Source organism: Tatumella sp. JGM118, from assembly GCF_018257515.1.
GTDB classification, from domain to species: domain Bacteria; phylum Pseudomonadota; class Gammaproteobacteria; order Enterobacterales; family Enterobacteriaceae; genus Tatumella; species Tatumella terrea.
In genome coordinates, this window is record NZ_JAERJR010000008.1 from 79,867 (window position 1) to 106,738 (window position 26,872).

The following is a 26,872-nucleotide window of genomic DNA, read 5'->3' on the forward strand; positions in this document are numbered from 1 at the left end:
ATGAGCGGCAAATCTGCTACCGTAACGCTCACCCATTCCGGCCAGCAGCTGGAATGTGTGGAGAGTGAACACCCTAATCTGCTGTGTGCGCTCGAAGCGCACCAGCTGGCGGTGGAGTATCAGTGCCGTGAAGGTTATTGCGGTTCCTGCCGGGTTAAGCTGTGCAAAGGTCAGGTCTGTTATCGCAGCCAGCCGCTGGCGTTTATCCAGCAGGGAGAGATCCTGCCCTGCTGCTGTCAGCCGGTCGGCGATATCGAGCTGGAGCTGTAATTCTGTCGCCGGGGCGGAGATAATGTTTCGCTTCCCCGGCGTCTGTCGTTGTGGTCTGATAGATGCGTCCCTGCCTGTCAGTTCAATGCAGAGTCTTCACCGGCAGAGTGACCGGAAACCTGAAAATAGATCCCACCCGTCTTATGTTTTCCCCGTATCATGTACATCCTTTCCCCGGATCGTCAGCTCCTGCTGAGTTTTCACCGGCAGAGTGACCGGAAACCCTGAAAATCGGTCTCATCCGTCTTATGTTTTCCCCGGATCATGTACATCCTTTCCCCGGATCGTCAGCTCCTGCTGAGTTTTCACCGGCAGAGTGATCGGAAACCTGAAAATCGGTCCCATCCGTGTTGTGTTTCCCGGTGAAATACCCCGCACTATGGCGGGCAGTCAGCCTGCCCTCTTTAACCGGCGGGATATTGTACGGACGGCGATCACTGCCCCGGCTCCGGGTCAGTATCCGGCGTCCGGGGGAACCGTTCACTGACTTCCAGCCAGCTATAAGATAGCGGGGCTGATTTCCTCTGTAGCCAGCGTTGCAGCCTGTTCATTGCCACAGTACTGATCAGTTCCTGACGCATGGCAAGCGAATGACGGCGACTGTTAAAGGTTAATCGTTCAGCCTGAATCCCTTCCGGGGTCATCAATGCGACGCCCAGCGTTTCATTATCCAGTCCGCCGATCACCAGTGCCAGTTCAGCCCCTGACTTCCGGGCCAGTGCTGCGGCACGCTCACCCAGCTGAGCCAATGTTTCAGGTACAGAAACCGGTAACTCTCCTCCCCTGAGCGGGACAGCTGCACCGGCCAGTTGCCAGTATACTAATCCGGCCGTATACATTTCACTGACGGCAAGAGAGAGTCCGCGCTGTGCAAGCAGAGTCGCCAGTTGCGCAGGCAGGCCTTGCGTTCCTTCGAACAGGATCCACTCATTGAGAGCTTCGCGGATCTGTTGCCATAAGGCCTCCATCGGCGCTTTCAGACGTTGCGGTCCCGTCAGTTTGATTTCAACCACCGGCATGGCCGCCCGGTAGCCGATAGTCACCCCATCCGGAAGCGGATAATCTTCCAGCATCGCGGCCAGTGAGCTTTCACCGCGGCCGAAGGTGGTCATACGCAGACAAAGGGGAGGTTCCGGCAGGCTGAACTGTTTTTTCAGGCGTGGCAGGATCTGTTCGGTTACCATGATCTTAAACTCAAAAGGGACTCCGGGAGTAAAGAATATCCGGCATCCATTGAGCATGACGCTGAAACCGCAGGCAGTCCCTGCGCGGTTATCAATCAGTTCCGCCGATTGCGGAATTTCGGCCTGTTTGCGATTCTGCGGCGCCATTGGCTGCCCGCGCTGACTAAAGAAATCTTCAATATGTGCCAGCCATTGCTGATTCATTTCCAGTGGTACGCCACAGGCCATCGCTGCGGCCAGGGCACTTAAGTCATCGCTGGTCGGCCCCAGACCACCGTTCACAATCAGGATATCCGCCACCTGGCTGCGTTGTGTCAGTTCCTCAACCAGAGAGTCCAGAGAGTCCCCGACGGTGGAACGGTGTGTCATCACCAGTCCTTGTGAAAACAGGGTTTCTGCCAGCCAGCTGGCATTAGTATCTGTAATCTGTCCGTAGAGGACTTCATCACCGGTTGATAACATCTCTATCTTCACGTGCAGCTCCTGTATTAAGGGCGGGCACCGGCCGGACATATGTTAACCCTCTGACCGGAAAAATAAAAAAGCGTCTGTTACTTAAAATACCACCGGCGACACTTTTCAGCTATTGGCCTGACAATGACAGGCAAAAATAATCATAAAGACCCGGCCCACTGTCCACCCTGAACGTCTCACCCGGAATTTTCTGCTAACACTCCGCGACAATTAGAATAAAATTTCTGTTCCATGATCACGAAAAAGCATCGCTTCACTGATTAATCTGATAAATTTCTTAACAGTGAATTTTAGCGAGGGTGCTCTGTCGTAATATAGGAATGGCGTTTACCGGCACAGTGACCGGAGAACGCTTCCCACAGCCACTCTACACTTTAACAACAGAGGATATGTTTCCGGCATGAATCGCAGAAAGTTTATTAAAGGCACGATGGCTGTCTCGGCTCTTGGTTCTATGACAGGTTTATCTTCACTGCTGGCAAACCAGGCCTGGGCGGCCGATGGTATCGCTGATGGTACCGCCAGAAAATTCGATTTCAGTCAGCTGAAGCAACAGGCTTCAGCGCTGGCTAAAAAACCCTGGGCTGGCGCGCCGGGTCCGTTGCCAGAAACCCTGGCTAACCTTACCCCCCAGGACTACAACGCCATACAGTATGATGCCAGTCATTCTCTGTGGAACAACGTCCCCGATCGTGAGCTGGATGTGCAGTTCTTCCATGTCGGAATGGGCTTCAAACGCCGTATCCGGATGTTCTCTGTCGATTCCGCAACACATGAAGCCAGAGAAGTACATTTCCGTCCTGAACTGTTTAATTACAATGATGCTCATGTCGACGTCGGACAGCTGACCGGCAAGACCGATCTCGGTTTTGCCGGATTCCGTGTCTTCAAAAAACCGGAACTGGCCCGCAGAGATATCGTTTCTTTTCTCGGCGCCAGCTATTTCCGGGCGGTCGATGATACCTATCAGTACGGTTTATCCGCTCGTGGCGTCGCCATTGATACCTTCACTAACCATGAAGAATTTCCTGACTTCACCGCGTTCTGGTTTGAGACACCCAAACCTCAGGACACCACTTTTGTAGTGTATGCGCTGCTGGACGGAGCCAGTCTGACCGGTGCGTTCAAATTCACCATTGACTGCGATAAAGACCGGGTCGTCATGACCGTGGAAAACAGTCTGTATGCGCGTAAAGATATAGAACAACTGGGTATTGCTCCGATGACCAGTATGTTCAGCTGCGGTACCAACGATCGCCGGATGTGTAATACTTATCACCCGCAAATTCACGACTCAGATCGCCTGGCCATGTGGACAGGTAAAGGTGAATGGATTGCCCGGCCGCTGAATAACCCGCAACGTCTGACCTTTAACAGCTTCAGCGACGAAAACCCTCGTGGTTTTGGTCTGTTACAGCTTGATCATGACTTCTCTGATTACCAGGACGTTATTGGCTGGTATGACAAACGGCCAAGCCTGTGGGTAGAGCCTGTCGGTCAATGGGGGAAAGGGGCCATCAATCTGATGGAGATCCCGACGACGGGCGAAACACTGGATAACATTGTCTGTTTCTGGCAACCGCAGACCCCGGTGAAAGCCGGCAATACTCTCAGTTTTGAGTACAAACTCTACTGGAGCAGCCTGCCACCGGTGGAAAGCTCTCTCGCCCGTGTCGGTGCGACGCGCACAGGTATCGGCGGCTTCCCTGAAGGCTGGGCACCGGGTGAACACTTTCCGGAAGTCTGGTGCCGTCGCTTTGCTATCGACTTTGTGGGCGGAGACCTGAAAGCCGCAGCCCCGAAAGGTATTGAACCGGTGATCACCGTTTCCTCCGGAACCTTTAAACAGGTTGAAATACTGTATGTTGAACCTCTGAACGCGTACCGGATCCTGTTTGACTGGTATCCGGACAGTGATTCAACGGCACCGGTGAATATGCGTCTGTTCCTGCGTACGAAAGGTGAGACTCTTAGCGAAACCTGGATGTATCAGTATGTTCCGCCGGCAGCCGATCAGCGGAAATATGTGGATGATCGCCAGATGAGCGCTGGCTGATCATCACCGACGGAGCCTGCGGGCTCCGTTATCTTTTTAACCTCATTATGATGTGATCAATCCCGTCTTCCTGATAAATCTCCCCTTCTGCCACAAATCCCCTGCCGGCATAAAATGCCTGCAAATGTGCCTGAGCGGATAAGTGTACCGGCAGCGCAGTAAAGTGAAGTCTGCAACTTTCCAGCAGTTTGTCGAGCAACAGATAAGCAAGCCCCTGCCCGCGTGCCGCCGGAGCGACAATGACCCGCCCGATGCTGACTTCCTGCGGAGCCTCTTCTGTCACCAGGATCCGTGCATAAGCCACCAGCACACCGTCACGCACCCCGAGTAAATGACGGTTATCCCCCCGCAGATCCTCGCCATCGATATCCTGATAAAGGCATTGTTGCTCAACAATAAAGACCTGATTACGCAATGCCAGCATCTGATAACACTCTGCGACCGGTAATTCAGTATGGTGGTAATCTTTCCAGATCATTGGCTGCATGTTTTTTCCCTGTTTTACGGCGGGTTTCATTATCCGGGTAATCAACCGTCCCGCTCCGCATCTGTCTGCTGATGACTGTAGCAGTAAACCACAGCTCCGGAAAATACCGGTTAACGCACTGTCCGCCAGACCACATAATACCGATACCGATACCGGCAGAGAGTCGTTACGCGGTAAGGCGTATGCAACAGATACTGCGTTTGCAGTACCTGAAATAAACGACCCGCCCGGGGCACGCCCTGGCCCTCTCCCGGATAACCACCTTGTCATCGAGCCACATCCCGCAATTTACCGGACATCGGGAAAACCTCAGACAGATACACTGGCGGGTAAAAGATAACACCCACGCCAGACCAGGTAACGGTACAGATTCAGGCAAGAAATACGGAACCAGAAAAATCATCATCCGGGTTTCGGGTTCATCTGTTCATCCTTCATCGCTGAGGGGTTTAGGTTCAGGTTCAGGTTCAGGTTCAAATTTAGGTTCAGGTTTGGGTTTCGGGGTCAGGTTTGGGTTTGGGTTTCGGGGTCAGGTTTGGGTTTGGGTTTGGGTTTGGGTTTGGGTTTCGGGTTCGGGGTCAGGGTTCGGGGTCAGGGTTCGGGGTCAGGACCGATAGCATTTTATCCGGCACCTCCGGATATAAAAAAGGCCATGGAACCCATGGCCTTTTAATCAGTTACCGCAAAGTAAGCCGGTTACAGTAAGGGCTGCGCCAGCCTGACCAGCGAGATTAACGGTTGCGGGTAAACGCCCAGTAATAACACCAGCACTGCCGAGATCAGAACGACAATACCGCCGGCAGTATATCCCCAACTGTTAGTCGTATCCCGATGATGTAAGCCTGGTGCGCTCAGGAACAGACTGACGGTGACACGCAAATAATAGAAAAGCCCGATGGCACTTCCGGCAACCACGGCGGCGGTTAACCACCACAAACCGGCATGCACACCGGAAGCCAGCACATAAAACTTACCGATAAAACCGAGCGTGGCAGGGATCCCTGCCAGGGAGAGCATCATCATTGCCATCACCCCGGCAAGCACCGGACGGTGCCAGAACAATCCACGGTAAGAGTAGAGTGAACCGGTATCGTCCTCATTGCCTGCGCCCGACATCAGGCTGACGACGCCGAAGGCACCGAGGCTGCTGAACAGATAGCCCGCCAGATACACCCCGGCCGTTTCGATCGATAACTCATGCGAAGCCGCCGCCGTCAGCGCCACCATCAAATAGCCCATATGAGCGATAGAGGAGTAGCCGAGCATCCGTTTAATATTACTCTGGGACAGTGCCATCAGGTTGCCCGCCAGAATAGAGGCGAAAGCAATAACGGCCAGCGCCGTTCGCATTCCCTCGCTCTGGCTGACCGGAACGTCCAGGAACAGACGCATCACCACAGCGAAAATAGCGATTTTACTGCCGGTGGCAAGGAAGGCGGATACCGGCGCCGGCGCCCCCTGATACACATCCGGTGTCCAGAGATGGAATGGAAACAGCGACAGTTTAAACCCGACACCGATCACGATCATTCCGAATCCGGTCAGCATCAGAGGTGATGTCAGTGCTGTTCCCGTCATGCTTTGGCTCAGTCCTGCAAAAGTCAGTTCCCCGCATCCGGCATAGACCAGCGCAATACCGAACAGCAGGAAGGATGAAGCCGCGGCAGACAGCAAGGTATATTTGATCGCCGCTTCCAGTGAGCCTTTGTGGCGAAAGGCATAACCTGCCAGACCGAACAGAGGCAACGAAAGCAGCTCGACACCGATAAACAGTGAGGCCAGATGGTCAGCACTCGCCAGTACGATGCCCCCCAGTACGGCGATGGCGACCAGCAGATAGAACTCGTCACAGTGGTCTTTGAAAGACTTCAGCCAGGGGTAAGCGAAGGTGCAGGTCGCAAGCCCGGACAGAATAACCAGCGCACTGTAAAATACCGAGTAGCCATCCACCCGTAACAGAGAGGTAACGTCTGCTCCTCCGCTATGGCCGCTGAACCACAGAGACACCAGCGCGATATTAAGACCAATGACTGTCAGCGTAGCGTTCACAAAGTGATTACGTCGCCACGCAATAGACAGCATCACGACCACCACGGTTAATCCGGTGATTAACAGGGGGAGCAGTGCAATCAATTGTTCAGTAGTAATTGTCATGGCGGATCACGGCCTTGTCATAGAAGTTGAAACGGTAAACCAGTGCTGAATATTACTCATCGCAGCATTTGAGGTATCCAGAATCGGTTGCGGGTAAACCCCCAACAGAACCAGCAGCACCACCAGTACCAGAATCATCGTAAACTCACGCACAGACAACCCCCGCAGCGGTGCCGGGGATTGAGGCGCACCATAATATGCCCGCTGTATCATGATTAGAGAGTACACCGAAGCAAATACCAGTCCGAACGTCGCAATCACAATGATGGCCGGTACCGTGCGGAAACCGCCGGTCAGGATCATAAATTCGCCGACAAAGTTTCCGGTGCCCGGCATGCCAAGGTTCGCTGCCGCAAAGAACAGTGAAAGCCCCGGTAACCATTTGATACGCGACCACAATCCGCCCATCAGACGCATATCGCGGGTATGCAGTCGCTCGTAAAGCTGACCACAGAGAATAAACAGCGCCGCAGAAGAGAGACCATGGGCAATCATCTGTACGACAGCGCCCTGAAAGGCCAGCTGACTGCCGGTATAGATGGCAATCATCACAAAACCCATATGTGAAACCGAACTGTAGGCGATCAGGCGCTTGATATCCGTTTGGGAGAACGCCATCCAGGCCCCGTAGAAAATCCCCAGCAGTCCCAGCCCCATGGCGATCGGAGCAAACTCTGCGGATGCCTGCGGAAATAACGGCAGGCTGAAGCGCAACAGACCATAGGCTGCGGTCTTCAGCAAAATACCGGCCAGATCAACCGAGCCTGCGGTCGGAGCCTGACTGTGCGCATCCGGCAACCAGCCATGTAAGGGGACAACCGGCATTTTCACCGCAAAAGCGATAAAGAAACCCAGCATCAGCAAGTACTGCACCGTCGAAGACATCGGCGTATGCAGCAATTGTTCATAGTCAAAGGTCCAGACGCCTGTCGCCTGGTAATGCACCATCACCAGTCCGAGGATAGCGATCAGCATGATAAGCCCGGATGCCTGGGTATAAATAAAGAACTTGGTGGCTGCCGAAATCCGTGTTTTACCGTCCGAGGCTTTGTGTCCCCAGAGGGCTATCAGAAAGTACATCGGGACCAGCATCAGTTCCCAGAAGAAGAAGAACAGGAACAGATCAACGGACAGGAAAACGCCGATCACCCCGCCCAGGATCCACATCAGGTTCAGATGAAAGAACCCCTGATACTTCTGAATTTCGTTCCAGGAACAGAGAACGGCCATCACCCCCAGCAGACCGGTCAGCACGACCATCAGCAACGACAGGCCATCGATCGCCAGATGAACGCTGATGCCGAACGCAGGGATCCAGGGAACAGAGAAAGACGATTGCCACTGCGGAATGCCCGCAGCCTGAGTGAATGAATACCCTCCCTGTGACCAGAGTAACAAGGAAAGGACCAGCGTTAACCCCATGGTCAGCAACGCTATCCAGCGTGGTGCTCTGACGCCTAAGCGTTCAGCCAGCCAGCAGAGCAAGCCGCCGACGAAGGGGAGGATAATTAGCCAAGGTAGTAACACGGCGTTAGGTTCCCTTTTAGTGATCCGCGGCAGTCATGCCACCGCGGAAATTTATCAAGCATCGAAAAACAGAAGTGTCTGCACCCTGCTTTTTTTCGCTCACCTCAAACCACCAGCATTAACGCCAGCACCACGACTGCACCAATGCCCATGGAGGCGACATACCAGCGCAGATACCCGTTCTCACTCACTGCAAGTGCCCTGCCTGCTGCCCGCGAGGTGGTACCCAGCAGATCGATCAAGGCGTTGAATGGATCCGATTTCAATAGCCAGGCGATACCCCGGAAGCTTTTGACAAACACCAGGTCATAGAGCCAGTCAAAGCCCCAGGCAGCAAACCACCAGCGGGAAAGAAAGCGTCCGGGCGCACTGGCAGCCACGGCAGTGACCAGTGTTCTGCGCCCCAGCCATAACAACGCCGCTATCACAATACCGGCCACCGCAACGACCCCGGAGGTGATTTCCAGCGCAGCTTTACCGGCCTCCCCGGTGCCGGTATCCGGTAACACACCCCGCAGAGGCGGTGTGATCAGCGCCCCGATAAAGGTCGACAACACCAGAAGTACCAGTAACGGTAAATGGTGAGTGATCCCTTTGCCGGCATGGGCCTTAATTTTTTCTTCGCCATGGAAGACGATGAAAATCATCCGGAAGGTATAGATCGACGTCAGGAACGCCCCGACCAGACCCGCTATCAGCAGCAGGTGATGGCCGTTGGCCATCGCACCATAGAGGATTTCATCTTTACTGTAGAAACCGGCCGTAATGATCGGTAATGCCGATAACGCGGCCCCCCCGACCAGGAAGCAGGTGTAGACCAACGGGATACGCTTACGCAGGCCGCCCATTTTGAAAATGTTCTGCTCGTGATGACACGCCAGGATGACGGAGCCGGACGAGAGGAATAACAACGCTTTGAAAAAAGCGTGAGTCATCAGGTGGAAAATCGCTGCATCCCAGGCCTGAACCCCTAAGGCCAGGAACATATAGCCTATCTGGCTCATGGTCGAATAGGCGAGTACCCGTTTGATATCTGTCTGAACCAGTGCCGCAAATCCTGCCAGCACCAGCGTAATGGCCCCGATAATCCCGACCAGATGCAGAATTTCCGGCGTCAGCAGGAACAACCCATGCGTACGGGCAATCAGATAGACACCGGCGGTGACCATCGTTGCCGCATGGATCAATGCAGAGACCGGGGTCGGCCCCGCCATCGCATCCGCAAGCCAGGTTTGCAGAGGTAACTGTGCCGATTTACCGACCGCACCGCCCAGCAACATCAGGGTTGCCCACGCCAGCAGGTGATTATTGGCGGCAAACTGCTCCGGTGCCAGGGCGGCCATCTCACGGAAATTCAGCGTACCCAGTTGGTTGTAGAGGATGAACAGGCCAATGGCGAGAAAGACATCCCCGATGCGGGTGATGATAAATGCTTTCATCGCAGCTTTACCGTTATCCGGATTGGTGTAATAGAAACCAATCAGCAGATAAGAGCACAGCCCTACCCCTTCCCAGCCCAGATACATCAGCATCAGGTTATCCGCCAGTACCAGAACGACCATACTGGCGATAAACAGGTTGGTATAGGCGAAGAAACGGGAATACCCTTCTTCACCGCGCATATACCAGGAGGCAAACATATGGATCAGAAAGCCCACCCCGGTCACTACCGATAACATGGTCATCGACAGTCCATCCAGCGTCAGGCTGACCTGAATATTGAACTGCCCGACCTGCATCCAGGTCCAGAGCGGTTGCTGATAAAGCGCCTGGCCGTGTGCAAAAAAATCGATGCCGGCATACAGGGTCACCAGGGCTGCCAGTCCGACAGACCCGATCCCCACCGTGGCAGAGACATTTTCTGACCAGCGACCGCGGGAGAATGCCAGCAACAGGAAACCCAGCAGTGGCAATAAAATAGTTAAATAGAGAAGGTTCATCCGCGCATCTCACTCACTGAATCGATATTCAGGGTCTGACGACGACGATGTAATTGCAGCAATAACGCCAGCCCGATGCTGGCTTCTGCCGCGGCGAGACTGATCGCCAGAATATACATCACCTGACCGTCAGCCTGCCCCCAGTAACTTCCCGCCACCACCAGCGCCAGCGCGGCGGCGTTGATCATGATTTCCAGACCAATCAGCATAAACAGCAGATTACGCCGGACGATCAGCGAGGTCAGCCCGAGCACAAAAAGAATTGCCGCAAGGATCAGTCCGTGTTGCAGAGGTATCATATCTGTTCCTCCCTGTTAGCCTGTACTGAGTCATCTGTAAGGTTACTTAATACTTCACCACGGCGTTCTTCACGACCGATGTGGTAGGCAACGACCACCCCCGCCAGCAGCAGCATCGATGCCAGTTCCACGGCCAGGACATACGGTCCAAACAGACTGATCCCCACCGCTTTAGCGGCGATCACGGTTCCGTCGATCCCCTGATCATTAATGGTACTGATCGCATGGATCATCGCCATCAGTAACAATAACGCGATGACGCCAGGACCGATCCACAGTGAGAGTTTCAGCCATTCCTGCTCCTGCTTTTGCTGAGCCTTGCCCAGATTCAGCATCATCACCACAAAGACGAACAACACCATAATGGCACCGGCATAGACGATGATTTCCAGCGCACCGGCAAAATAAGCCCCCAGGGAGAAAAAGACCCCGGCTACGGCCAGTAAGGAGATGATCAGATACAGTAAGGCGTGCACAGGATGCGTATGAGTAATCACCCTGAGTGTGGTTAACACTGCCACCGCCCCGCAAAAGTAAAACGCGAATTCCATGCCCGACTCCTTAGGGTAATAAGCCTTTAACGTCGATAGGTTTGGCTTCGTTTTCGGCGGAGCCTTTCTCTTTACCGGTGATTGCCATACCGGCCATACGATAAAAGTTATATTCCGGATATTTGCCTGGTCCTGAAATCAGTAAGTCCTCTTTTTCGTACACCAGATCCTGACGCCTGAATTCACCCAGTTCGAAATCGGGCGTTAACTGGATAGCCGTGGTCGGACAGGCTTCTTCGCAAAGGCCACAAAAGATGCAACGCGAGAAGTTGATACGAAAAAACTCGGGATACCAGCGTCCGTCAGCCATCTCCGCTTTTTGCAGGGAAATACATCCCACCGGACAGGCTACCGCGCACAGGTTACAGGCCACACAGCGTTCTTCGCCGTCCGGATCCCGGGTCAGCACAATCCGTCCCCGATAGCGTGGAGGCAGATATACCGGTTCCTCCGGATACATTTGTGTTTCACGTTTAGCAAAGGCGTGCATCCCTATCATCCAGATACTCCGTACCTGGGTCGCAAAGCCTGTCGCAATTTCTTTTATTTTCACGGTGCTACTCCTTACTGCGCGTTGAACAGAATCACTGCGGCGGTCGCCAGCAGATTCAACAACGTCAACGGCAAACAGACTTTCCAGCCGAACGACATGACCTGGTCATAGCGCGGACGAGGCAGCGCGGCACGGATCAGAATAAACATCATCATGAAGAAGCCGGTTTTGATGGCAAACCAGACGAAGGGAGGTAACCAGGGGCCAAGCCAGCCGCCGAAAAATAACGTCACTATCAGCGCGGAGACGGTCGTAATCGCCACATATTCACCGACAAAGAACAACCCGAACTTCATCCCGGCATATTCGATATGATAACCATCGGCCAGTTCCTGCTCGGCTTCGGGCTGGTCAAACGGATGGCGGTGACAGACAGCCACCCCGGCAATACAGAAGGTAATAAAGCCAAGGAACTGCGGGATGATATTCCACAAATGGGCCTGACTGTTGACGATATCAGACATATTGAAAGATCCCGCCTGCGCCACCACGCCCATCAGAGAAAGCCCCAGAAAAACTTCATAACTCAGGGTCTGGGCAGAGGCACGCATTGCCCCCAGCAGCGAGTATTTATTATTACTCGACCAGCCGGCGAACAGCACCGCATACACCGCCAGCCCGGCCATCATCAGGAAGAACAGTAAGCCGATATTCAGGTCGGTCACCATCCAGCCTGGCGCAACCGGAATAATGGCAAAAGCCAGCAGTAGTGCCACAAAGGCGATCACCGGGGCCAGGGTAAAGATGACGCGATCGGTAAAGGGCGGCACCCAGTCTTCTTTGAAGAACATTTTAATCATGTCTGCGGCAAGCTGCAGTGATCCCCCCCAGCCGACACGGTTTGGCCCGTAGCGATTCTGGAACAAACCAAGCAACCGGCGCTCTGCAAAACTCATAAAAGCCCCGCAGACCACCACGACCAGCAGGATCACCACCGATTTAATGACCTGGACAATGACCGCTTCCGCTTCAGGTGTAAACCAGCTCATTGCGCTGCCTCCTGCAGTTTATCAATGGTTGCACCGGACAGGTACGGCGGGATCCCCGGCAGGCCTAAGGGCAGCCCTATCTGTCCTGCGGGCAACTGAGCAGAAAACCGGACCGGTAACACCAGCGTTTCTCCGCAACATTGCAGTTCCAGCCGGGCCCCTTCATTGATTCCCAGGCTGGCGGCATCTGACGGATGGAGTACCACGACGGCATCGGTCATGCGTTCACGGAAAACGGCTGAACGCTGTGATAATTCGTCACTGCCGAACAGACGATACAGTGGTGCAACCTGCCAGCCCTCAGTGTCACGCGGAGCCGGTACCGGGAACCAGGGCAGTTGTCCTGCAGCAGGCTCAATCAGCCTGACCCCCGGGTCCCCGTGTCGCAGATGTCCGCCCACTTCATCCTGAAACTTGTTCCAGGCCTGAGGCGAGTTCCAGCCCGGAGCCCAGGCGAAAGGCACCTGCGAGCGTGGTGCCTCCGGCTGGTTATTCCCTTCCATGGAAAAAGCGAACATGGTGTCTTTGTCCTGAGGCTGGCGCGGTTCATGCACACTGATATTGGCACGCATCGCCGTACGGCCGCTGGAGCGATGGGGCGAACGGGCCAGTTTCTGACCGCGGACCCGGAAAGCCGCATCGGGAGCCGCATCCCTGATAGCGGCGAGTTGCGGCTGCTGCACAATCACGGATTCGATCACATGATCCAGCTGTGACCAGTCGGTTTTACGGCTTTCCAGCACTGCCTTCAGTGAGTGCAGCCAGCGCCAGCTTTCAGAAATCAGCACCGTGTTGTCGTAGAAAGCCGGATCAAATACCTGGAAGAAGCGTTGCGCCCGGCCCTCGTTGTTCACCAGGGTGCCGTCAGCTTCAGCAAAGCTGGCGGCAGGTAACACGAAGCCGGCTTTTTCCAGCGTTGCCGTCTGCTGGTGATCTACCACCACGACCTGCCGGCAGACACTCAGGGCCTCATCGACCAGCGCCCGGGGGGCATGACGGTAAAGGTCATTTTCCATAATCACGACCGCATCGGCTTCACCGCGGCGCAGCTTCTCCAGTACCGGCTTAAGAGGCTGTCCGCCCAGCATCGCCAGACCCAGGCTGTTGGCCTCAGGTACCAGCAGGGTTAGCCCGACCTCTGCGCCGGTATTTTTCAGCGCCCGCGCCACATTTGCCGCCGCCTCAATCATGGCGGATGACCCGGCGTGGGTTCCGGAAATAATCAACGGTTTCTTCGCACCGGTCAGCGCCTGTACCACTACATCCAGTTTGCCTGCCAGCGCGCTATCAAGACCTTCTGCGGCCGGTGCTGCGCTGTCGATGGCATGGGCAATCGCAAATCCGACGCGCGCCTGCTCCGCCACCGGGGCACGGTAACTCCAGGCCGCAATATCATCCAGCCGGGTTTCATCGACATGGGTGATAAACAGCGGATGTTTCGCATGCTGACCAATGTTCAGGATGGCCGCGATCTGCCAGTCCGCCACCTTCTGGGCTGCCGCCATTTCACGGGCTTTACCTTTCACGGCCTGACGTACCGAAAGCGCGACACGGGCGCCGACCTGCGTCAGATCCTCCCCGAGCACCAGGATGGCATCATAGTCTTCAATCTCCCGCAGCGACGGCGTATATATACCGCTTTCACGCAGTACCTGAAGCACCTGCATCACATTCTGATGTTCCTGGCCGGCCATCCCGGTGGAAAAGTTTTCTGCTCCCACCAGTTGCTGTAACGCAAAATTACTTTCGATGCTGGCCCGCGCCGAACCGATGCCGACCACGTTTCCGGCCTGACGCAGCACATCCGCTACCGCGTTCACTGCCTGTCCGGCATCCATCGTCAGCAGATGGTCACCCCGGCGTTGCCAGGGGTGGCGAGGCCGGTCTTTCAGATTGACGTATCCGTAACCAAAGCGGCCACGGTCACACAGAAAATAGTGGTTTACACTGCCATTAAAGCGGTTTTCAATGCGCCGTAACTCCCCATAGCGCTCGCCGGGACTGGTATTACAACCCACGCTGCATTGCTGACAGATGCCTGGCGCAAACTGCATATCCCACTTACGGTTGTAGCGTTCAGAATGGGTTTTATCGGTAAAGACCCCGGTCGGACAGACTTCCACCAGATTACCGGAAAACTCACTTTCCAGTGTGCCGTCCTGCGGGCGTCCGAAATAGACATTATCGTGCGCGCCATACACGCCAAGATCTGTACCGCCGGCATAATCTTTGTAGTAACGGACACAGCGATAACAGGCTATACAGCGGTTCATTTCGTGAGAGATAAACGGCCCCAGATCCTGATTCTGATGGGTCCGTTTCGTAAAACGGTAACGCCGGAAGCTGTGGCCGGTCATCACGGTCATATCCTGAAGGTGGCAGTTACCCCCCTCTTCACACACGGGGCAGTCGTGCGGATGGTTCGTCATTAACCATTCCACCACACTTTCACGAAATTCTTTTGCTTCACCATCGTCAATAGAGATGAAAGTACCGTCCGCCGCGGGCGTCATGCAGGACATGACCAGACGTCCACGGGTATCTTCGGCATTCTGATATTGCTTAACCGCACACTGGCGGCAGGCACCCACGCTGCCCAGCGCCGGGTGCCAGCAAAAATAAGGAATATCCAGCCCCAGTGACAGACACGCCTGTAACAGATTGTCTGCCCCGTTTACTTCATATTCTTTACCGTCTACATGGATTGTAGCCATAGTGAACATGCTTCCGTAAGGCTCGTGCCGGCACGAGCGTTAGACACAGTACTTATAATTTTTGTTGGTCAACCGGCTCTGACCGCGATTGCGATAAGAGCGACTCAGTTACCAGCGTGCTTTCAAAAGGTTAGGTTGGATCCCCGCAATACTGCGGACATTCCCGAAGACCTGTGGTGCAATACCTGCTTCAAACTCTTCACGAAAATATTTGATGGCGCTTTGCAGCGGTTCGACCGCTCCCGGCGCGTGGGCGCAAAAGGTTTTCCCCGGCCCCAGTTGACGACACAACTGCAGCAGCGTTTCGATATCGCCCGGCTGCCCCTTGCCCTGTTCCAGCGCCCGCAGAATTTTTACACTCCAGGGCAATCCGTCCCGGCAGGGCGTACACCAGCCACAGGATTCCCTTGCAAAAAATTCTTCCAGGTTACGGACCAGTGACACCATATTAATTTCGTGATCCACCGCCATCGCCAGAGCGGTGCCCAGGCGACTGCCGGCTTTACCGATGCTGGCAAACTCCATCGGCAGATCCAGGTGGCTTTCGGTCAGAAAATCCGTCCCGGCACCGCCTGGCTGCCAGGCTTTGAAACGCAACCCGTCCCGCATCCCTCCGGCATAATCTTCCAGGATTTCCCGCGCCGTGACCCCGAAAGGCAGCTCCCACACGCCCGGGTACTTAACCCGGCCGGAGAAGCCCATCATCTTGGTGCCTGCATCTTCACTGCCGGAGATGCCTTTGTACCAGTCGACTCCGTTAGCGAGGATTGCCGGCACATTAGAGAGCGTTTCGACGTTGTTAACGCAGGTCGGTTTCCCCCAGACCCCGGCAGAGGCCGGGAACGGTGGCTTGGAGCGGGGGTTCGCCCGCCGCCCTTCCAGGGAGTTGATCAGGGCAGTTTCTTCACCACAGATGTAACGCCCGGCGCCGGTATGAACGATAAGTTCGAAACTGAAACCGGTCCCCAGAATATTTTCACCCAGATACCCCGCCGCTTTGGCTTCTTCAATCGCCCGCCGCAGATGCACTGCCGCTTCGATATACTCACCGCGCAGGAAGATATATCCACGGTACGCTTTCAGCGCAAAAGCACTGATCAGCATGCCTTCCACCAGCTGATGAGGCATCTGTTCCATCAGCAGGCGGTCTTTGTAGGTGCCCGGCTCCATTTCATCTGCATTACAGAGCAAATAACGGATATTCATCGATTCATCTTTCGGCATCAGGCTCCATTTCAGCCCGGTCGGGAACCCGGCACCCCCGCGCCCTTTCAGTCCGGAATCTTTTACCTGTGCGACGATCTCTTCCGGCGCCAGGCTTTTCAGCGCTTTTTCCGCGCCGGCATACCCGTTTTTGCTACGGTATTCCTCTAACCAGACAGGTTGCTGGTCATCCCGCATACGCCAGGTGAGCGGATGTGTTTCCGCCGTACGAATGATCGTTTTTGCACTCATGGGTACTGCTCCAGTAATGTCGCAATCGCTTCCGGCGTCAGATGAACATGGGTCTGCTCATCGACCATCATCACCGGCCCTTTATCACAATTCCCCAGGCAACAGGTTGGCAGCAGAGTGAAGCGGCCATCGGGGGTCGTCTGACCAGGTTTTATGTTCAGTTGCTGCTCCAGTGCGGCCTGTATCCCCTGATAGCCAGTGATATGGCAAACGACACTGTCACAATAACGGATCACATGGCGGCCGACCGGTTGCCGGTAGATCTGGCTGTAAAACGTCGCCACGCCCTCAACGTCACTGGCCGGGATCCCCAGCACATCGGCGATCGCCCCGATAGCCCCGTCAGGAACCCATCCCCGCTGCTTCTGAACAATTTTCAGCGCTTCGATAGAGGCCGCACGGGCATCTTCGTAATGGTGCTTTTCCTGTTCTATCGCCTGACGTTCTTCCTCACTCAGGGAAAAAAGCGGTTCAGGTTCAACCGTCTTAATGGTTATGTTGTGCTCATTCATCATTAGCGATCCACGTCAGACATAACAAAATCAATACTGCCCAGATAAACAATCAAATCCGATACCAGGCTGCCACGGATCACCGACGGTATTTGCTGCAAATGCGGGAAGCTCGGTGTTCTTACCCGGGTGCGGTAGCTCATGGTGCTGCCATCACTGGTCAGGTAATAACTGTTGATCCCTTTGGTGGCTTCAATCATCTGGAAAGATTCATTGGCCGGCATGACCGGCCCCCAGGAAACCTGCAGAAAATGGGTGATCAGCGTTTCGATATGTTGCAATGTGCGCTCTTTCGGCGGAGGCGTCGTCAGCGGGTGGTCGGCTTTGAACGGGCCGGCGGGCATATTATTCAGGCACTGCTCCAGGATCCTCAGTGACTGCCACATCTCTTCCATTTTCAGCATGACACGGCTGTAAGCATCGCTGATGCCATCACCGACGGGGATGTCAAAATCGAAATTCTCATACCCGGAATACGGGCGCCATTTGCGGACATCAAAATCGAGGCCGGTGGCCCGCAATGCGGCACCGGTGGTGCCCCACTCCAGGGCTTCCTGCAGGTTATACGCCGCGACCCCTTTTGAACGCCCTACCAGCACGGAGTTACGCAGTGCGGCTTTGTCATACTCCTTCAGACGTTTTGGCATCCAGTCCAGGAATTCACGTAATAACCGCTCCCAGCCTTTTGGCAGGTCATGAGCCACGCCGCCAATACGAAACCAGGCCGGATGCATACGAAATCCGGTAATGGCTTCGACGACATCGTAAATTTTCTGCCGGTCGGTGAAGGCAAAGAACACCGGTGTCATCGCACCGACATCCTGTATAAAGGTGGAGATGTACAGCAGATGGCTATTGATCCTGAACAGCTCAGAGAGCATCACGCGGATCACGTCGACCTTTTCCGGGACCGTAATCCCCGCCAGTTTTTCGACAGCCAGCACATAAGGCATTTCATTAACGCAGCCGCCCAGATACTCGATACGATCGGTATAGGGAATATAACTGTGCCAGGATTGACGCTCGGCCATTTTTTCGGCACCACGATGGTGATAGCCGATGTCCGGAACGCAATCGACGATCTCTTCGCCATCAAGCTGCAGAATGATGCGGAACGCCCCGTGCGCTGAAGGATGGTTCGGGCCAAGGTTCAGGAACATAAAATCTTCATTCCGGCCTCCCCGCTTCATGCCCCACTCTTCGGGCTTAAAGGTGAGTGCCTCCATCTCCAGATCTTCTTTCGCTTTACTGAGTGAAAAAGGATCAAACTCGGTGGCTCGGGCGGGATAATCCTTACGCAGCGGATGCCCGGTCCAGGTCTGTGGCATCATGATGCGGGTCAGATGCGGGTGTCCGTTAAACGTTATCCCGAACATCTCCCAGGTCTCACGCTCATACCAGTTCGCATTCGGGAAGACGGGGATCAATGTCGGTAAATTCAGATCATTTTCCGCAAGAGCAACCTTCAGCATAATGTCACGGTTACGCCCTATTGATAGCAGATGATAGAACACCGAGAAGTCTGCGGCCGGAAGCCCCTGACGGTGGGTGCGTAAACGCTCATCCACGCCGTGCAGATCATAGAGCATGACATAGGGCTCAGGGAGTTTGCGCAAAAAGGTGACGACATCCGTGAGTTGTTCACGGGGAACCCACACCACCGGTATACCGGTCCGCGTAGGCTGAACAGTAAAGGCATCCGGGCCAAAACGATTACGCAGTTCACCGATAACGGGATCATCAAGATGATCGCGGGTTTGCCATGAGGGCTGAACGGAGTCGTGCGTGTTCAAATCAGTCATATGATATTCACCATGGCCGGCCTGTTTCAGGCACTAATAAGATGACATCAGGATGGTATCCGGCGGGATTATGACTCTAAAAGCGCCATACATATTCATCCATAAATAACCGCGGCTCAGATTTCGTCCGGGGTTCGTAAATTGGTCACAGCAATACGTTCACCGCGTTTTCTTTCCCGCTCGGAAGGCATATTGGCGCGATATACGCCCTGATCCCCGACGACCCAGGACAGCGGACGGCGCTCTTTGCCGATAGACTCCTGCAGCAGTAATAGCGCCTGCATGTAGGCTTCAGGACGTGGAGGACACCCCGGGATATACACATCGACAGGCAGGAACTTATCGACCCCCTGAACGACGGAATAGATATCGTACATACCGCCGGAGTTGGCACAGGCCCCCATAGAAATGACCCATTTTGGCTCCAGCATCTGGTCATATAAACGCTGGATCACCGGGGCCATTTTGGTAAACGGCGTCCCGGCAATCACCATAAAATCGGCCTGACGCGGTGAAGCACGCATGACTTCAGCACCGAAACGGGCGACATCATGCACGGCGGTAAAAGAGGTGGTCATTTCGACATAGCAACAGGAAAGCCCGAAGTTATAAGGCCAGAGAGAGTTTTTTCTTCCCCAGTTCACCATATCGTGCAGAGCATGTTCGAGTTTCCCCATGTACACGCTGCGGTGGACATGCTGCTCAAGCGGGTCCGTCACGATTTCCTGTTTTTGCAGGGGATAGCGATCATTTTCGCCATTACCTTCGGGGTCTATGCGGGTCAGCGTATAGTCCATTTCAATGCCTCGCTGTTACTGCTTTTCTGAGGGGGTATGATGCTGGCGGGAGGCCGTAACCACCGGGATCCGGCGCCTTGCCGGTGCCCAGTCAAGCGCACCGATCCGTGCCAGATAGACAAGGCCCGCCAGCAATACCAGAATAAAAATTGCCGCTTCTGCAAATCCAATCCAACCGCTTTCCCGCACGGAGGCAGACCATGCATAGAGAAACAGAGCTTCAACATCGAAAATGACGAAGAACATCGCCACAAGATAGAATTTTGCGGACAACCGCAGTTGAGTGTTGCCGACCGGCGCAATACCCGATTCGAAAGGTGTCTCTTTGTATCTGGCCTTTGCTCTGCCCCCCAGTAACCAGCCCCCGGCCAGCATGAAAAGGCATAAACCTATCGCAATGACGACAAACACAACGAATGCCCAATGATGTGCAATTACTTCCGTAGCTGTTGACATACTCTTGCTTACTCACGAAATGTGCTTCAGAGGACCCGATATGACACGCCCGCTATCCACACAAAAATCCAGGAAAAGGAGATAAGCCTTGTAATAAAAGCGCTCAGCCGGCTTGATATCCATAGCTTTTTAGGGGTTTTACCCTCTTAGTAAACCTTTTGTCAACCTTTGCATATTTAAATTAAATAATAAGAAACATACAAAACATATTATTAACAATTAGTGCACCCGGGTCTATCTGAAAATTGTCCTGCCGGCCCGTTATGGCTGGCCAGAAGATGATTCAGTACCGGATGGCGAATTTTCAGACTAAACACCTACATTCTGGCAGGTCTTTGATTATTTTCCTGTGCCGGGCGATTTTTTTTTTTGATCAGGAACAGCCTGACGGTCTGAGTGGACAAAAATTAAGCAGGGAGAGATGTCACCGATGCGGTCACGGTGGAGGGAGGGAAATAAAAAAAAGACCCGACGTCTGACACGGCGGGTCTTTTATGCATCAACAGATATTCATCAACAAACAAAGCGCTGAGGCGTTTACTCTGCGGTGATGTCTTCAGCAATCTCCGCGATATCCGCCGTGTCGTCAGTCAGCCCGGCGTGCGGATGTGAAGGGTCCGCTAACGGTTTGAGAACATTAAAGACCGACTGGAGTAATTCGTTTTCAGGCGCGTCTTTACGGCATAATAGATACTGCGTATCCGGTAACGGAGGTAATTGCTCTGCACTGCCCAGCACCCGGACATCCGGGCCAATCATTTCTGCAGGCCGGGCCGTTGCCCCGAGACCGGACTTCACTGCCACCTTCACCGCTGACAGGGATGCCGCGACATAAGAGATACGCCACGGAGTACCGATTTTATCCAGATGTTCGATAGCCATCTCACGGAACGGATTCGGCTCATCCTGTAATACCAGCGGTAATGCTTCGCCGTGACGGAATGCATAATCGGCAGCACAAAACCACAGTGTCGGTGACGTACGAAGCACCTGACTGACAACCTCGCCGACCGCTTTCGTTGCCAGTACCAGATCGACCTCTTCCCGCTCCAGCATGGCAAAGATCTCTGCGGTGGGGTTGATCCGAATATCGATCGTTAGTTTAGGATAGAGCGTGGTGATCCGGTTCAGGACATAAGGTAACAGCGTCTCGGCCGTGTCTTCTGTCACTCCGATGGTAAGAATACCCTGAACATTGCTATACATCAGCGATGCACAGGCCTCATCATTAAAGCGCAGGATTTTTCGGGCATAGCCGAGTAACTGAATCCCGTGCTCTGTCAGCAATTTATTACGACCATGACGGGCAAAAAGCTCTTTACCCACCAGTTGTTCCAGTCGCTGCATTTGCTGACTGACTGCAGATTGTGTACGACAGACCGCTGCAGCTGCGGCCGCAAAAGTATTGAGATCCGCTACAGCAACAAAGGTCCTTAACAGATCCAGGTCAAGATTCATTATTGGAGGATTGGTATTTGTCATATTTTATAGTCACTTATAGGATTTTATTACTACTGCCCTGGTGTTACTTCAAAGAACCTGCCAACAGACAGGATATAAATAAAAATTTTTACTATTGCGCGAAAAGAGCGGTTCGTCGTCGTGCCGATGACAAACCTGCGATATTTTCGCTTTAACAGACTCACTTTGATAGATCTCTCCGGCCTCAGACACCAGAAAACGGCCGTTATTCCGGAAACAAATTAAAAATGTCCGCAGGCCCGCCAAAATCCTCTTTGCGGAGTATTTCAGAAGGTGCAACCTGCCTTTTAATTTGTTAATTATACTTAATCATTTTTAGCAGGGAATTGGAATTTTTTTTAGATAAAAGTACACAAATTTTGACCTGCTTCATATTCAGAGAACTTCACTTTACGGTGAATTAGCCCCGTGACTCCTGACGACACCCCATCAAAATAAGAAAATATCCTATCATGTTGTTTTTAAACTGTAATTCTCTTATTTTTTAATAACCGGCATTCAGAAATTATTAATATCTAACAAAATCATATTAATTAACGATGGATTCCGAATACTGTTTAAGAAATTTCCTATCACTTCACAAAAAATGAAAGTGATTACCGTTTTAAATAATTAATCTGTTCCTGCGAATTATTTGCTCTACAGCATCGAATTATTTTCATGTGATTTTGTTTTATTCAATAAATTTTGCACGGATAAACCCCGAGCTTTCAACAGCATAAAGAACTATTCAGACATCATAAGCCAGTTAATAGCACTACAAAAACAACATTCAACAACCGATTATCATATTAAAACTATTGATATACTTGAAAAGTCGCTAAAATTCATCTTAACCCTTCTTTTAGTGTGAGCAGAAGCGTACATTTATAGGCTTCACTCTCGGGCAAATACACGGACTCTGCTGTCCAAGGCGATTGTAATGACTACTAAAATTGAAAAATCCGCTAAACTTGATAACGTTTGTTATGATATTCGCGGTCCGGTACTCAAAGAGGCCCGTCGCCTCGAAGAAGAAGGTAACAAAGTCCTTAAACTGAACATCGGCAACCCTGCCCCGTTCGGCTTTGAAGCCCCGGATGAGATTCTGGTCGATGTGATTAAACATCTTCCTACCTCACAGGGCTATTGCGATTCAAAAGGACTGTATTCTGCCCGTAAAGCGATTATGCAGCATTACCAGGAACGCGGTATGCGTGATGTAACCGTTGAAGATATTTATATCGGTAACGGCGTATCTGAGCTGATCGTTCAGTCAATGCAGGCGTTACTGAATACCGGTGACGAAATGCTGGTTCCGGCGCCGGATTATCCGCTCTGGACCGCTTCAGTTTCCCTTTCAAGTGGTAAAGCCGTCCACTACCTTTGCGATGAATCTGCAGGCTGGTTTCCGGACCTTGATGATATCCGCGCAAAAATCACACCAAGAACCCGCGGCATCGTCATTATTAACCCGAATAACCCGACCGGTGCCGTCTACAGCAAAGAGCTGTTACTGGAGATCGTCGAAATCGCCCGTCAGCATAATCTGATCATTTTCGCCGATGAGATCTACGACAAGATCCTCTATGATGAAGCACAGCATCACTCCATTGCTGCGCTGGCACCGGATCTTCTGACGGTCACTTTTAACGGCCTGTCCAAGACTTATCGTGTTGCCGGGTTCCGTCAGGGCTGGATGGTACTGAATGGCCCGAAAAAACATGCCAAAGGATACATTGAAGGTCTGGAGATGCTGGCTTCCATGCGTTTATGTGCCAACGTCCCGGCACAGCATGCCATCCAGACGGCACTGGGCGGTTATCAGAGTATCAGCGAGTTTATTGTGCCTGAAGGACGCCTGTATCAGCAGCGTGAACGTGCCTGGGAAATGATCAATGAAATTCCGGGTGTCAGTTGTGTCAAACCACAGGGTGCACTTTATATGTTCCCGCGCATTGACCCGAAAAAATTTAATCTGCACGATGATCAGAAAATGGTGCTGGATTTCTTATTGCAGGAAAAAGTCTTACTGGTACAAGGCAGCGCATTTAACTGGCCATGGCCGGACCATGTGCGTATTGTCACCCTGCCCCGGGTCGATGACCTGGAAATGGCGATCAGTAAGTTCGGCCGTTTTCTGGAGCATTATCACCAGTAATCTGCCGGCCTTTGAATTTCTGCCAGTCACGGGGGGCCACCCCCGTACTGCGGGTGGCGCACTTCATACGCTGAGCGCCCCCGATATCCAGCCCCGCCACTCTTCCCTGCACCAAGGATATGACCAATGAAATTCCAAAGCACGTTTATGGCCTGGATCACCCGCATGCCACTGATTAAACGCTGGGCGTTAATGCACTGCGTACAGAAAGAGAATGTGGCCGAACATAGTCATCAGGTCGCCGTTATCGCCCATTTACTGACTGTCATCGGCAATACCCGCTATAACAACCCGCTGGATCCTGATCGCGCCGCAGTCATTGCCCTGTATCATGAAGTCTCTGAAACCAAGCTTCAGGACATCAATTCGAAGACGAAATATCATAACCCGCAGTTTACACAGGCGTTTAAGCAACTCGAGACCCTGGCAGAGCAGGAATGTATCGAGACCCTGCCGGAAGATTTACGCGAGCGTTTCTCCGGACTGATCATTCAGAAGAATGTCGACCCACGTTATAAAGCCATCGTCAAAGCGGCTGATATCCTGTCGGCCTATATCAAGGCACTGAATGAGCTTCGTTTTCACAATGATGAATTCATCCACGTCAAAGAAGGTCTGGAATCTCGCATCAGCGAATTACGCAGAGAGATGCCGGAGGTGGATGACTTTATGGAAATATTTTGTGCCAGCTGCACCACGACGCTGGATAAAATTTCTGAACACTATCAGTAACCGATCCACGCAGGCGGGTCGTCAGGAACCGGCGGATATATCGGTGAACGAATGCCCCCGGGCCGGTCGACCAATTTAGCCTTTTGCTTAAAAAGAGAGCGTCGATGCTCTGTCACAATATCAATGTGACCACCATTATCGACAGGGCTTCATTTAACGCATCAGCGTCTGTCCCTGTTATTGGATGATTCCCTGAACAACCCATTGATGTCGTTGCAGCGGCAAAAAGAAGGGCCTATAAGAGCGGACTCTCAGGATGACCGGATATCTGGCCCGGACAGGTCAGAGATCGTCCAGGAAGGTCTTATCCAGCTGACGAAACGCCCGTTTCAGTAAATCGGCCAGCGACTGATAGGTCGGCTCGCCTTCAGGGATCGCGGTCGGTTGTCCGGCCTGCTCAAGTTTAGTGCGTACGGAATAATACCATTGCAGCAATGTCGGCGGCAGCGGCTTCATCGCACGTTTGCCCATCCACCATAGCCCCTGAATCGGCAGGCTACAGGCAAAGAGCGCACTGGCAACCGCGGGACCGGTTTGTGCATGGAGAGCAATCTGCCAGCACAGGGTGAATACAGCGACGGGCGGCATAAAGCGGATGCCAAAACGAATGGCTTTTCCGACCCGATGCTCCGGAAACACCGGACTCAGGCGCTTGTCATCGGGCCAGGTATTCATATAGTGTTGTCCGCGCTTAAGCACGCCGAACCAGTTAACATTGCCCGTATTATTCATCCCGGTACCTCAGATTGCAGTCGAACGTACAAAAAATTTTAATCCCAAACAGATTAAGGGTAAAATTTAGCATAATTTTCAATAAGACAGGGTCTTATTAACGTCTTGTGATAGATTTTAACCTTTTAAGCATGACGGGCAGCGTCGGCGCCTGCTCAAAAAAACAAGTAAAAATAACTAATTTTTTTGAGTAGGGACAATTTTTTAATTCAGCAGGCTGTTTATCATGAACATGTCAGCTTTCATGGGTTACATTAACGTCTTATCGCGTTGTTCATCACCACTTTAAACAAATAGGTGCTTCCATGTCGAGTAAGTTAGTTCTGGTTCTCAACTGCGGCAGTTCTTCCCTCAAGTTCGCTATCATAAATCCGGAGAATGGTGATGAATATCTTTCCGGATTAGCGGAATGTTTTAACCTGCCTGAAGCCCGCATTAAATGGAAACAGGAAAGCGGTAAACAGGAGGCGGCGCTGGGGGTGGGAGCGGCGCACAGTGAAGCGCTGAATTTTATCGTCGGAAACATCCTTAGCCAGCAACCGGAACTCTCTGAGCAAATCGTGGCAATTGGCCACCGCATTGTTCATGGCGGGGAGCGACTGACTCAGTCAATTTTAATTGATGACCAGGTCATCGAAGAAATAAAAAATGCGTCCTGTTTTGCGCCGCTGCACAATCCGGCCCACCTTATCGGTATCGCCGAAGCGTTAAAGAACTTCCCGCACCTGGCCACTAAAAACGTGGCTGTCTTCGATACGGCATTCCACCAGACCATGCCCGAATCCTCTTATCTGTATGCACTGCCCTATCAGCTCTATACAGAGCGCGGGGTGAGGCGTTACGGTGCCCATGGCACCAGTCATTATTACGTTTCTCTGGAAGCGGCAAAAATGCTGGAAACTCCGCCGGAATCCCTGAATGTCATTACCTGCCATCTGGGCAATGGCGGTTCGGTTACCGCTATCCGCGGCGGAAAGAGTGTGGATACATCGATGGGGCTGACCCCCCTCGAAGGGCTGGTCATGGGCACCCGCAGCGGAGATATCGACCCCGCGATTATTTTCTTCCTGCATGACAGCCTGGGAATGAGCACCGATAAGATCAATACCCTGCTGACCAAAGAGTCCGGGTTACTGGGACTGACCGGGGTCACCAACGATTTCCGCTATGTGGAAGAAAATTACCAGCATCAGGAAGACGCCCGACGCGCGATGGAAGTCTTCTGCCATCGACTGGCAAAATACATCGGTGCTTATACTTCACTGATGGAAGGCCGTCTGGATGCAGTGGTCTTTACCGGCGGTATTGGTGAAAATGCCGCTACAGTCCGTGAACTGACCCTGCAAAAACTGGCGCTGCTTAACTTCGAGGTCGACCATGACCGTAACCTGGAGGCGCGTTTTGGTCAGGCCGGGTTTATCAACAAGCCCGGCACGCGCCCGGTCCTGGTCATCCCGACCAATGAAGAACTTGTCATTGCCCGTGATGCCGCACGGCTTACCGCCTGAATAAATTCGTCTACCGCCAGCACAGCCTGGCGTTTTTTTTTACAGATCTGATAAAAGC

The 26,872-nt window shown here is 53.0% G+C and carries 22 protein-coding genes; 5 read left to right on the forward strand and 17 right to left on the reverse strand.

Annotated features, from left to right (window positions below):
* Entirely contained in the window at positions 1-270 is a 270-nt protein-coding gene (gene yfaE, locus JK223_RS09765) for a class I ribonucleotide reductase maintenance protein YfaE (protein WP_212713993.1), read from the forward strand.
* A gap of 434 nt (positions 271-704) precedes the next feature.
* On the opposite strand, the gene JK223_RS09770 is transcribed toward yfaE, so the two are convergent.
* A complete protein-coding gene (locus tag JK223_RS09770) occupies positions 705-1,916 on the reverse strand; it encodes a nicotinamide mononucleotide deamidase-related protein YfaY (RefSeq protein WP_212714051.1) in 1,212 nt (403 codons plus the stop codon).
* Positions 1,917-2,328: 412 nt separating this feature from the next.
* Between JK223_RS09770 and JK223_RS09775 the strand changes: the two genes are divergently transcribed.
* Positions 2,329-3,984 (forward strand): glucan biosynthesis protein D, encoded by a 1,656-nt coding sequence (locus tag JK223_RS09775; RefSeq protein ID WP_212713994.1) that lies wholly within the window; start codon positions 2,329-2,331, stop codon positions 3,982-3,984.
* A 28-nt stretch (positions 3,985-4,012) separates the two neighbouring features.
* Here the strand turns inward: JK223_RS09775 and JK223_RS09780 are convergent, their stop codons facing one another.
* The 15 genes from JK223_RS09780 to JK223_RS09850 form a co-directional block, all read right to left on the reverse strand.
* Entirely contained in the window at positions 4,013-4,462 is a 450-nt protein-coding gene (locus tag JK223_RS09780; protein WP_212714052.1) for a GNAT family N-acetyltransferase, read from the reverse strand.
* Positions 4,463-5,167: 705 nt separating this feature from the next.
* Positions 5,168-6,625, reverse strand: coding sequence for an NADH-quinone oxidoreductase subunit NuoN (gene nuoN, locus JK223_RS09785; protein ID WP_212713995.1), 1,458 nt, complete (start codon positions 6,623-6,625; stop codon positions 5,168-5,170).
* A gap of 6 nt (positions 6,626-6,631) precedes the next feature.
* A complete protein-coding gene (gene nuoM, locus JK223_RS09790; RefSeq protein WP_212713996.1) occupies positions 6,632-8,152 on the reverse strand; it encodes an NADH-quinone oxidoreductase subunit M in 1,521 nt (506 codons plus the stop codon).
* A 104-nt stretch (positions 8,153-8,256) separates the two neighbouring features.
* Positions 8,257-10,092: an NADH-quinone oxidoreductase subunit L gene (nuoL, locus tag JK223_RS09795; protein WP_212713997.1), complete on the reverse strand. Its 1,836-nt coding sequence runs from the start codon at positions 10,090-10,092 to the stop codon at positions 8,257-8,259.
* The gene (nuoK, locus tag JK223_RS09800) at positions 10,089-10,391 is read right to left on the reverse strand and encodes an NADH-quinone oxidoreductase subunit NuoK (protein ID WP_029989503.1); all 303 of its coding nucleotides are present in this window, start codon (positions 10,389-10,391) and stop codon (positions 10,089-10,091) included. The genes nuoL and nuoK overlap by 4 nt, the downstream gene beginning before the upstream one ends.
* The gene (gene nuoJ, locus JK223_RS09805; RefSeq protein WP_212713998.1) at positions 10,388-10,942 is read right to left on the reverse strand and encodes an NADH-quinone oxidoreductase subunit J; all 555 of its coding nucleotides are present in this window, start codon (positions 10,940-10,942) and stop codon (positions 10,388-10,390) included. The genes nuoK and nuoJ overlap by 4 nt, the downstream gene beginning before the upstream one ends.
* A 10-nt stretch (positions 10,943-10,952) precedes the next feature.
* Positions 10,953-11,495, reverse strand: coding sequence for an NADH-quinone oxidoreductase subunit NuoI (nuoI, locus tag JK223_RS09810; RefSeq protein WP_025903341.1), 543 nt, complete (start codon positions 11,493-11,495; stop codon positions 10,953-10,955).
* Between the two features lie 11 nt (positions 11,496-11,506).
* The gene (gene nuoH / locus JK223_RS09815; RefSeq protein ID WP_212713999.1) at positions 11,507-12,484 is read right to left on the reverse strand and encodes an NADH-quinone oxidoreductase subunit NuoH; all 978 of its coding nucleotides are present in this window, start codon (positions 12,482-12,484) and stop codon (positions 11,507-11,509) included.
* Positions 12,481-15,198 (reverse strand): NADH-quinone oxidoreductase subunit NuoG, encoded by a 2,718-nt coding sequence (nuoG, locus tag JK223_RS09820; RefSeq protein WP_212714000.1) that lies wholly within the window; start codon positions 15,196-15,198, stop codon positions 12,481-12,483. The genes nuoH and nuoG overlap by 4 nt, the downstream gene beginning before the upstream one ends.
* Positions 15,199-15,306: 108 nt before the next feature.
* Positions 15,307-16,653 (reverse strand): NADH-quinone oxidoreductase subunit NuoF, encoded by a 1,347-nt coding sequence (gene nuoF, locus JK223_RS09825; protein WP_212714001.1) that lies wholly within the window; start codon positions 16,651-16,653, stop codon positions 15,307-15,309.
* A complete protein-coding gene (gene nuoE / locus JK223_RS09830) occupies positions 16,650-17,165 on the reverse strand; it encodes an NADH-quinone oxidoreductase subunit NuoE (RefSeq protein WP_212714053.1) in 516 nt (171 codons plus the stop codon). The genes nuoF and nuoE overlap by 4 nt, the downstream gene beginning before the upstream one ends.
* A gap of 2 nt (positions 17,166-17,167) precedes the next feature.
* Positions 17,168-18,967, reverse strand: a complete 1,800-nt coding sequence (nuoC, locus tag JK223_RS09835; RefSeq protein WP_212714002.1) for an NADH-quinone oxidoreductase subunit C/D — start codon at positions 18,965-18,967, stop codon at positions 17,168-17,170.
* A 116-nt stretch (positions 18,968-19,083) separates the two neighbouring features.
* Positions 19,084-19,764 (reverse strand): NADH-quinone oxidoreductase subunit B family protein, encoded by a 681-nt coding sequence (locus JK223_RS09840; RefSeq protein WP_212714003.1) that lies wholly within the window; start codon positions 19,762-19,764, stop codon positions 19,084-19,086.
* A gap of 15 nt (positions 19,765-19,779) precedes the next feature.
* Positions 19,780-20,220, reverse strand: coding sequence for an NADH-quinone oxidoreductase subunit A (locus tag JK223_RS09845; protein ID WP_212714004.1), 441 nt, complete (start codon positions 20,218-20,220; stop codon positions 19,780-19,782).
* A gap of 537 nt (positions 20,221-20,757) precedes the next feature.
* Positions 20,758-21,702 carry a LysR family transcriptional regulator gene (locus JK223_RS09850; RefSeq protein WP_212714005.1) on the reverse strand — a complete coding sequence of 315 codons (945 nt, stop codon included), beginning with the start codon at positions 21,700-21,702 and terminating at the stop codon, positions 20,758-20,760.
* A 922-nt stretch (positions 21,703-22,624) separates the two neighbouring features.
* Between JK223_RS09850 and JK223_RS09855 the strand changes: the two genes are divergently transcribed.
* Both JK223_RS09855 and yfbR read left to right on the forward strand, forming a co-directional pair.
* Positions 22,625-23,842 carry a pyridoxal phosphate-dependent aminotransferase gene (locus tag JK223_RS09855; protein WP_212714006.1) on the forward strand — a complete coding sequence of 406 codons (1,218 nt, stop codon included), beginning with the start codon at positions 22,625-22,627 and terminating at the stop codon, positions 23,840-23,842.
* 126 nt (positions 23,843-23,968) lie between these two features.
* Positions 23,969-24,574: a 5'-deoxynucleotidase gene (yfbR, locus tag JK223_RS09860; RefSeq protein ID WP_025903331.1), complete on the forward strand. Its 606-nt coding sequence runs from the start codon at positions 23,969-23,971 to the stop codon at positions 24,572-24,574.
* Between the two features lie 282 nt (positions 24,575-24,856).
* On the opposite strand, the gene yfbV is transcribed toward yfbR, so the two are convergent.
* Entirely contained in the window at positions 24,857-25,306 is a 450-nt protein-coding gene (gene yfbV, locus JK223_RS09865; RefSeq protein WP_212714007.1) for a terminus macrodomain insulation protein YfbV, read from the reverse strand.
* 305 nt (positions 25,307-25,611) lie between these two features.
* Here yfbV and JK223_RS09870 point away from each other — a divergent pair, with 305 nt between their 5' ends.
* Positions 25,612-26,814, forward strand: coding sequence for an acetate kinase (locus tag JK223_RS09870; protein WP_212714008.1), 1,203 nt, complete (start codon positions 25,612-25,614; stop codon positions 26,812-26,814).
* The last annotated feature ends 58 nt before the right edge of the window (positions 26,815-26,872 follow it).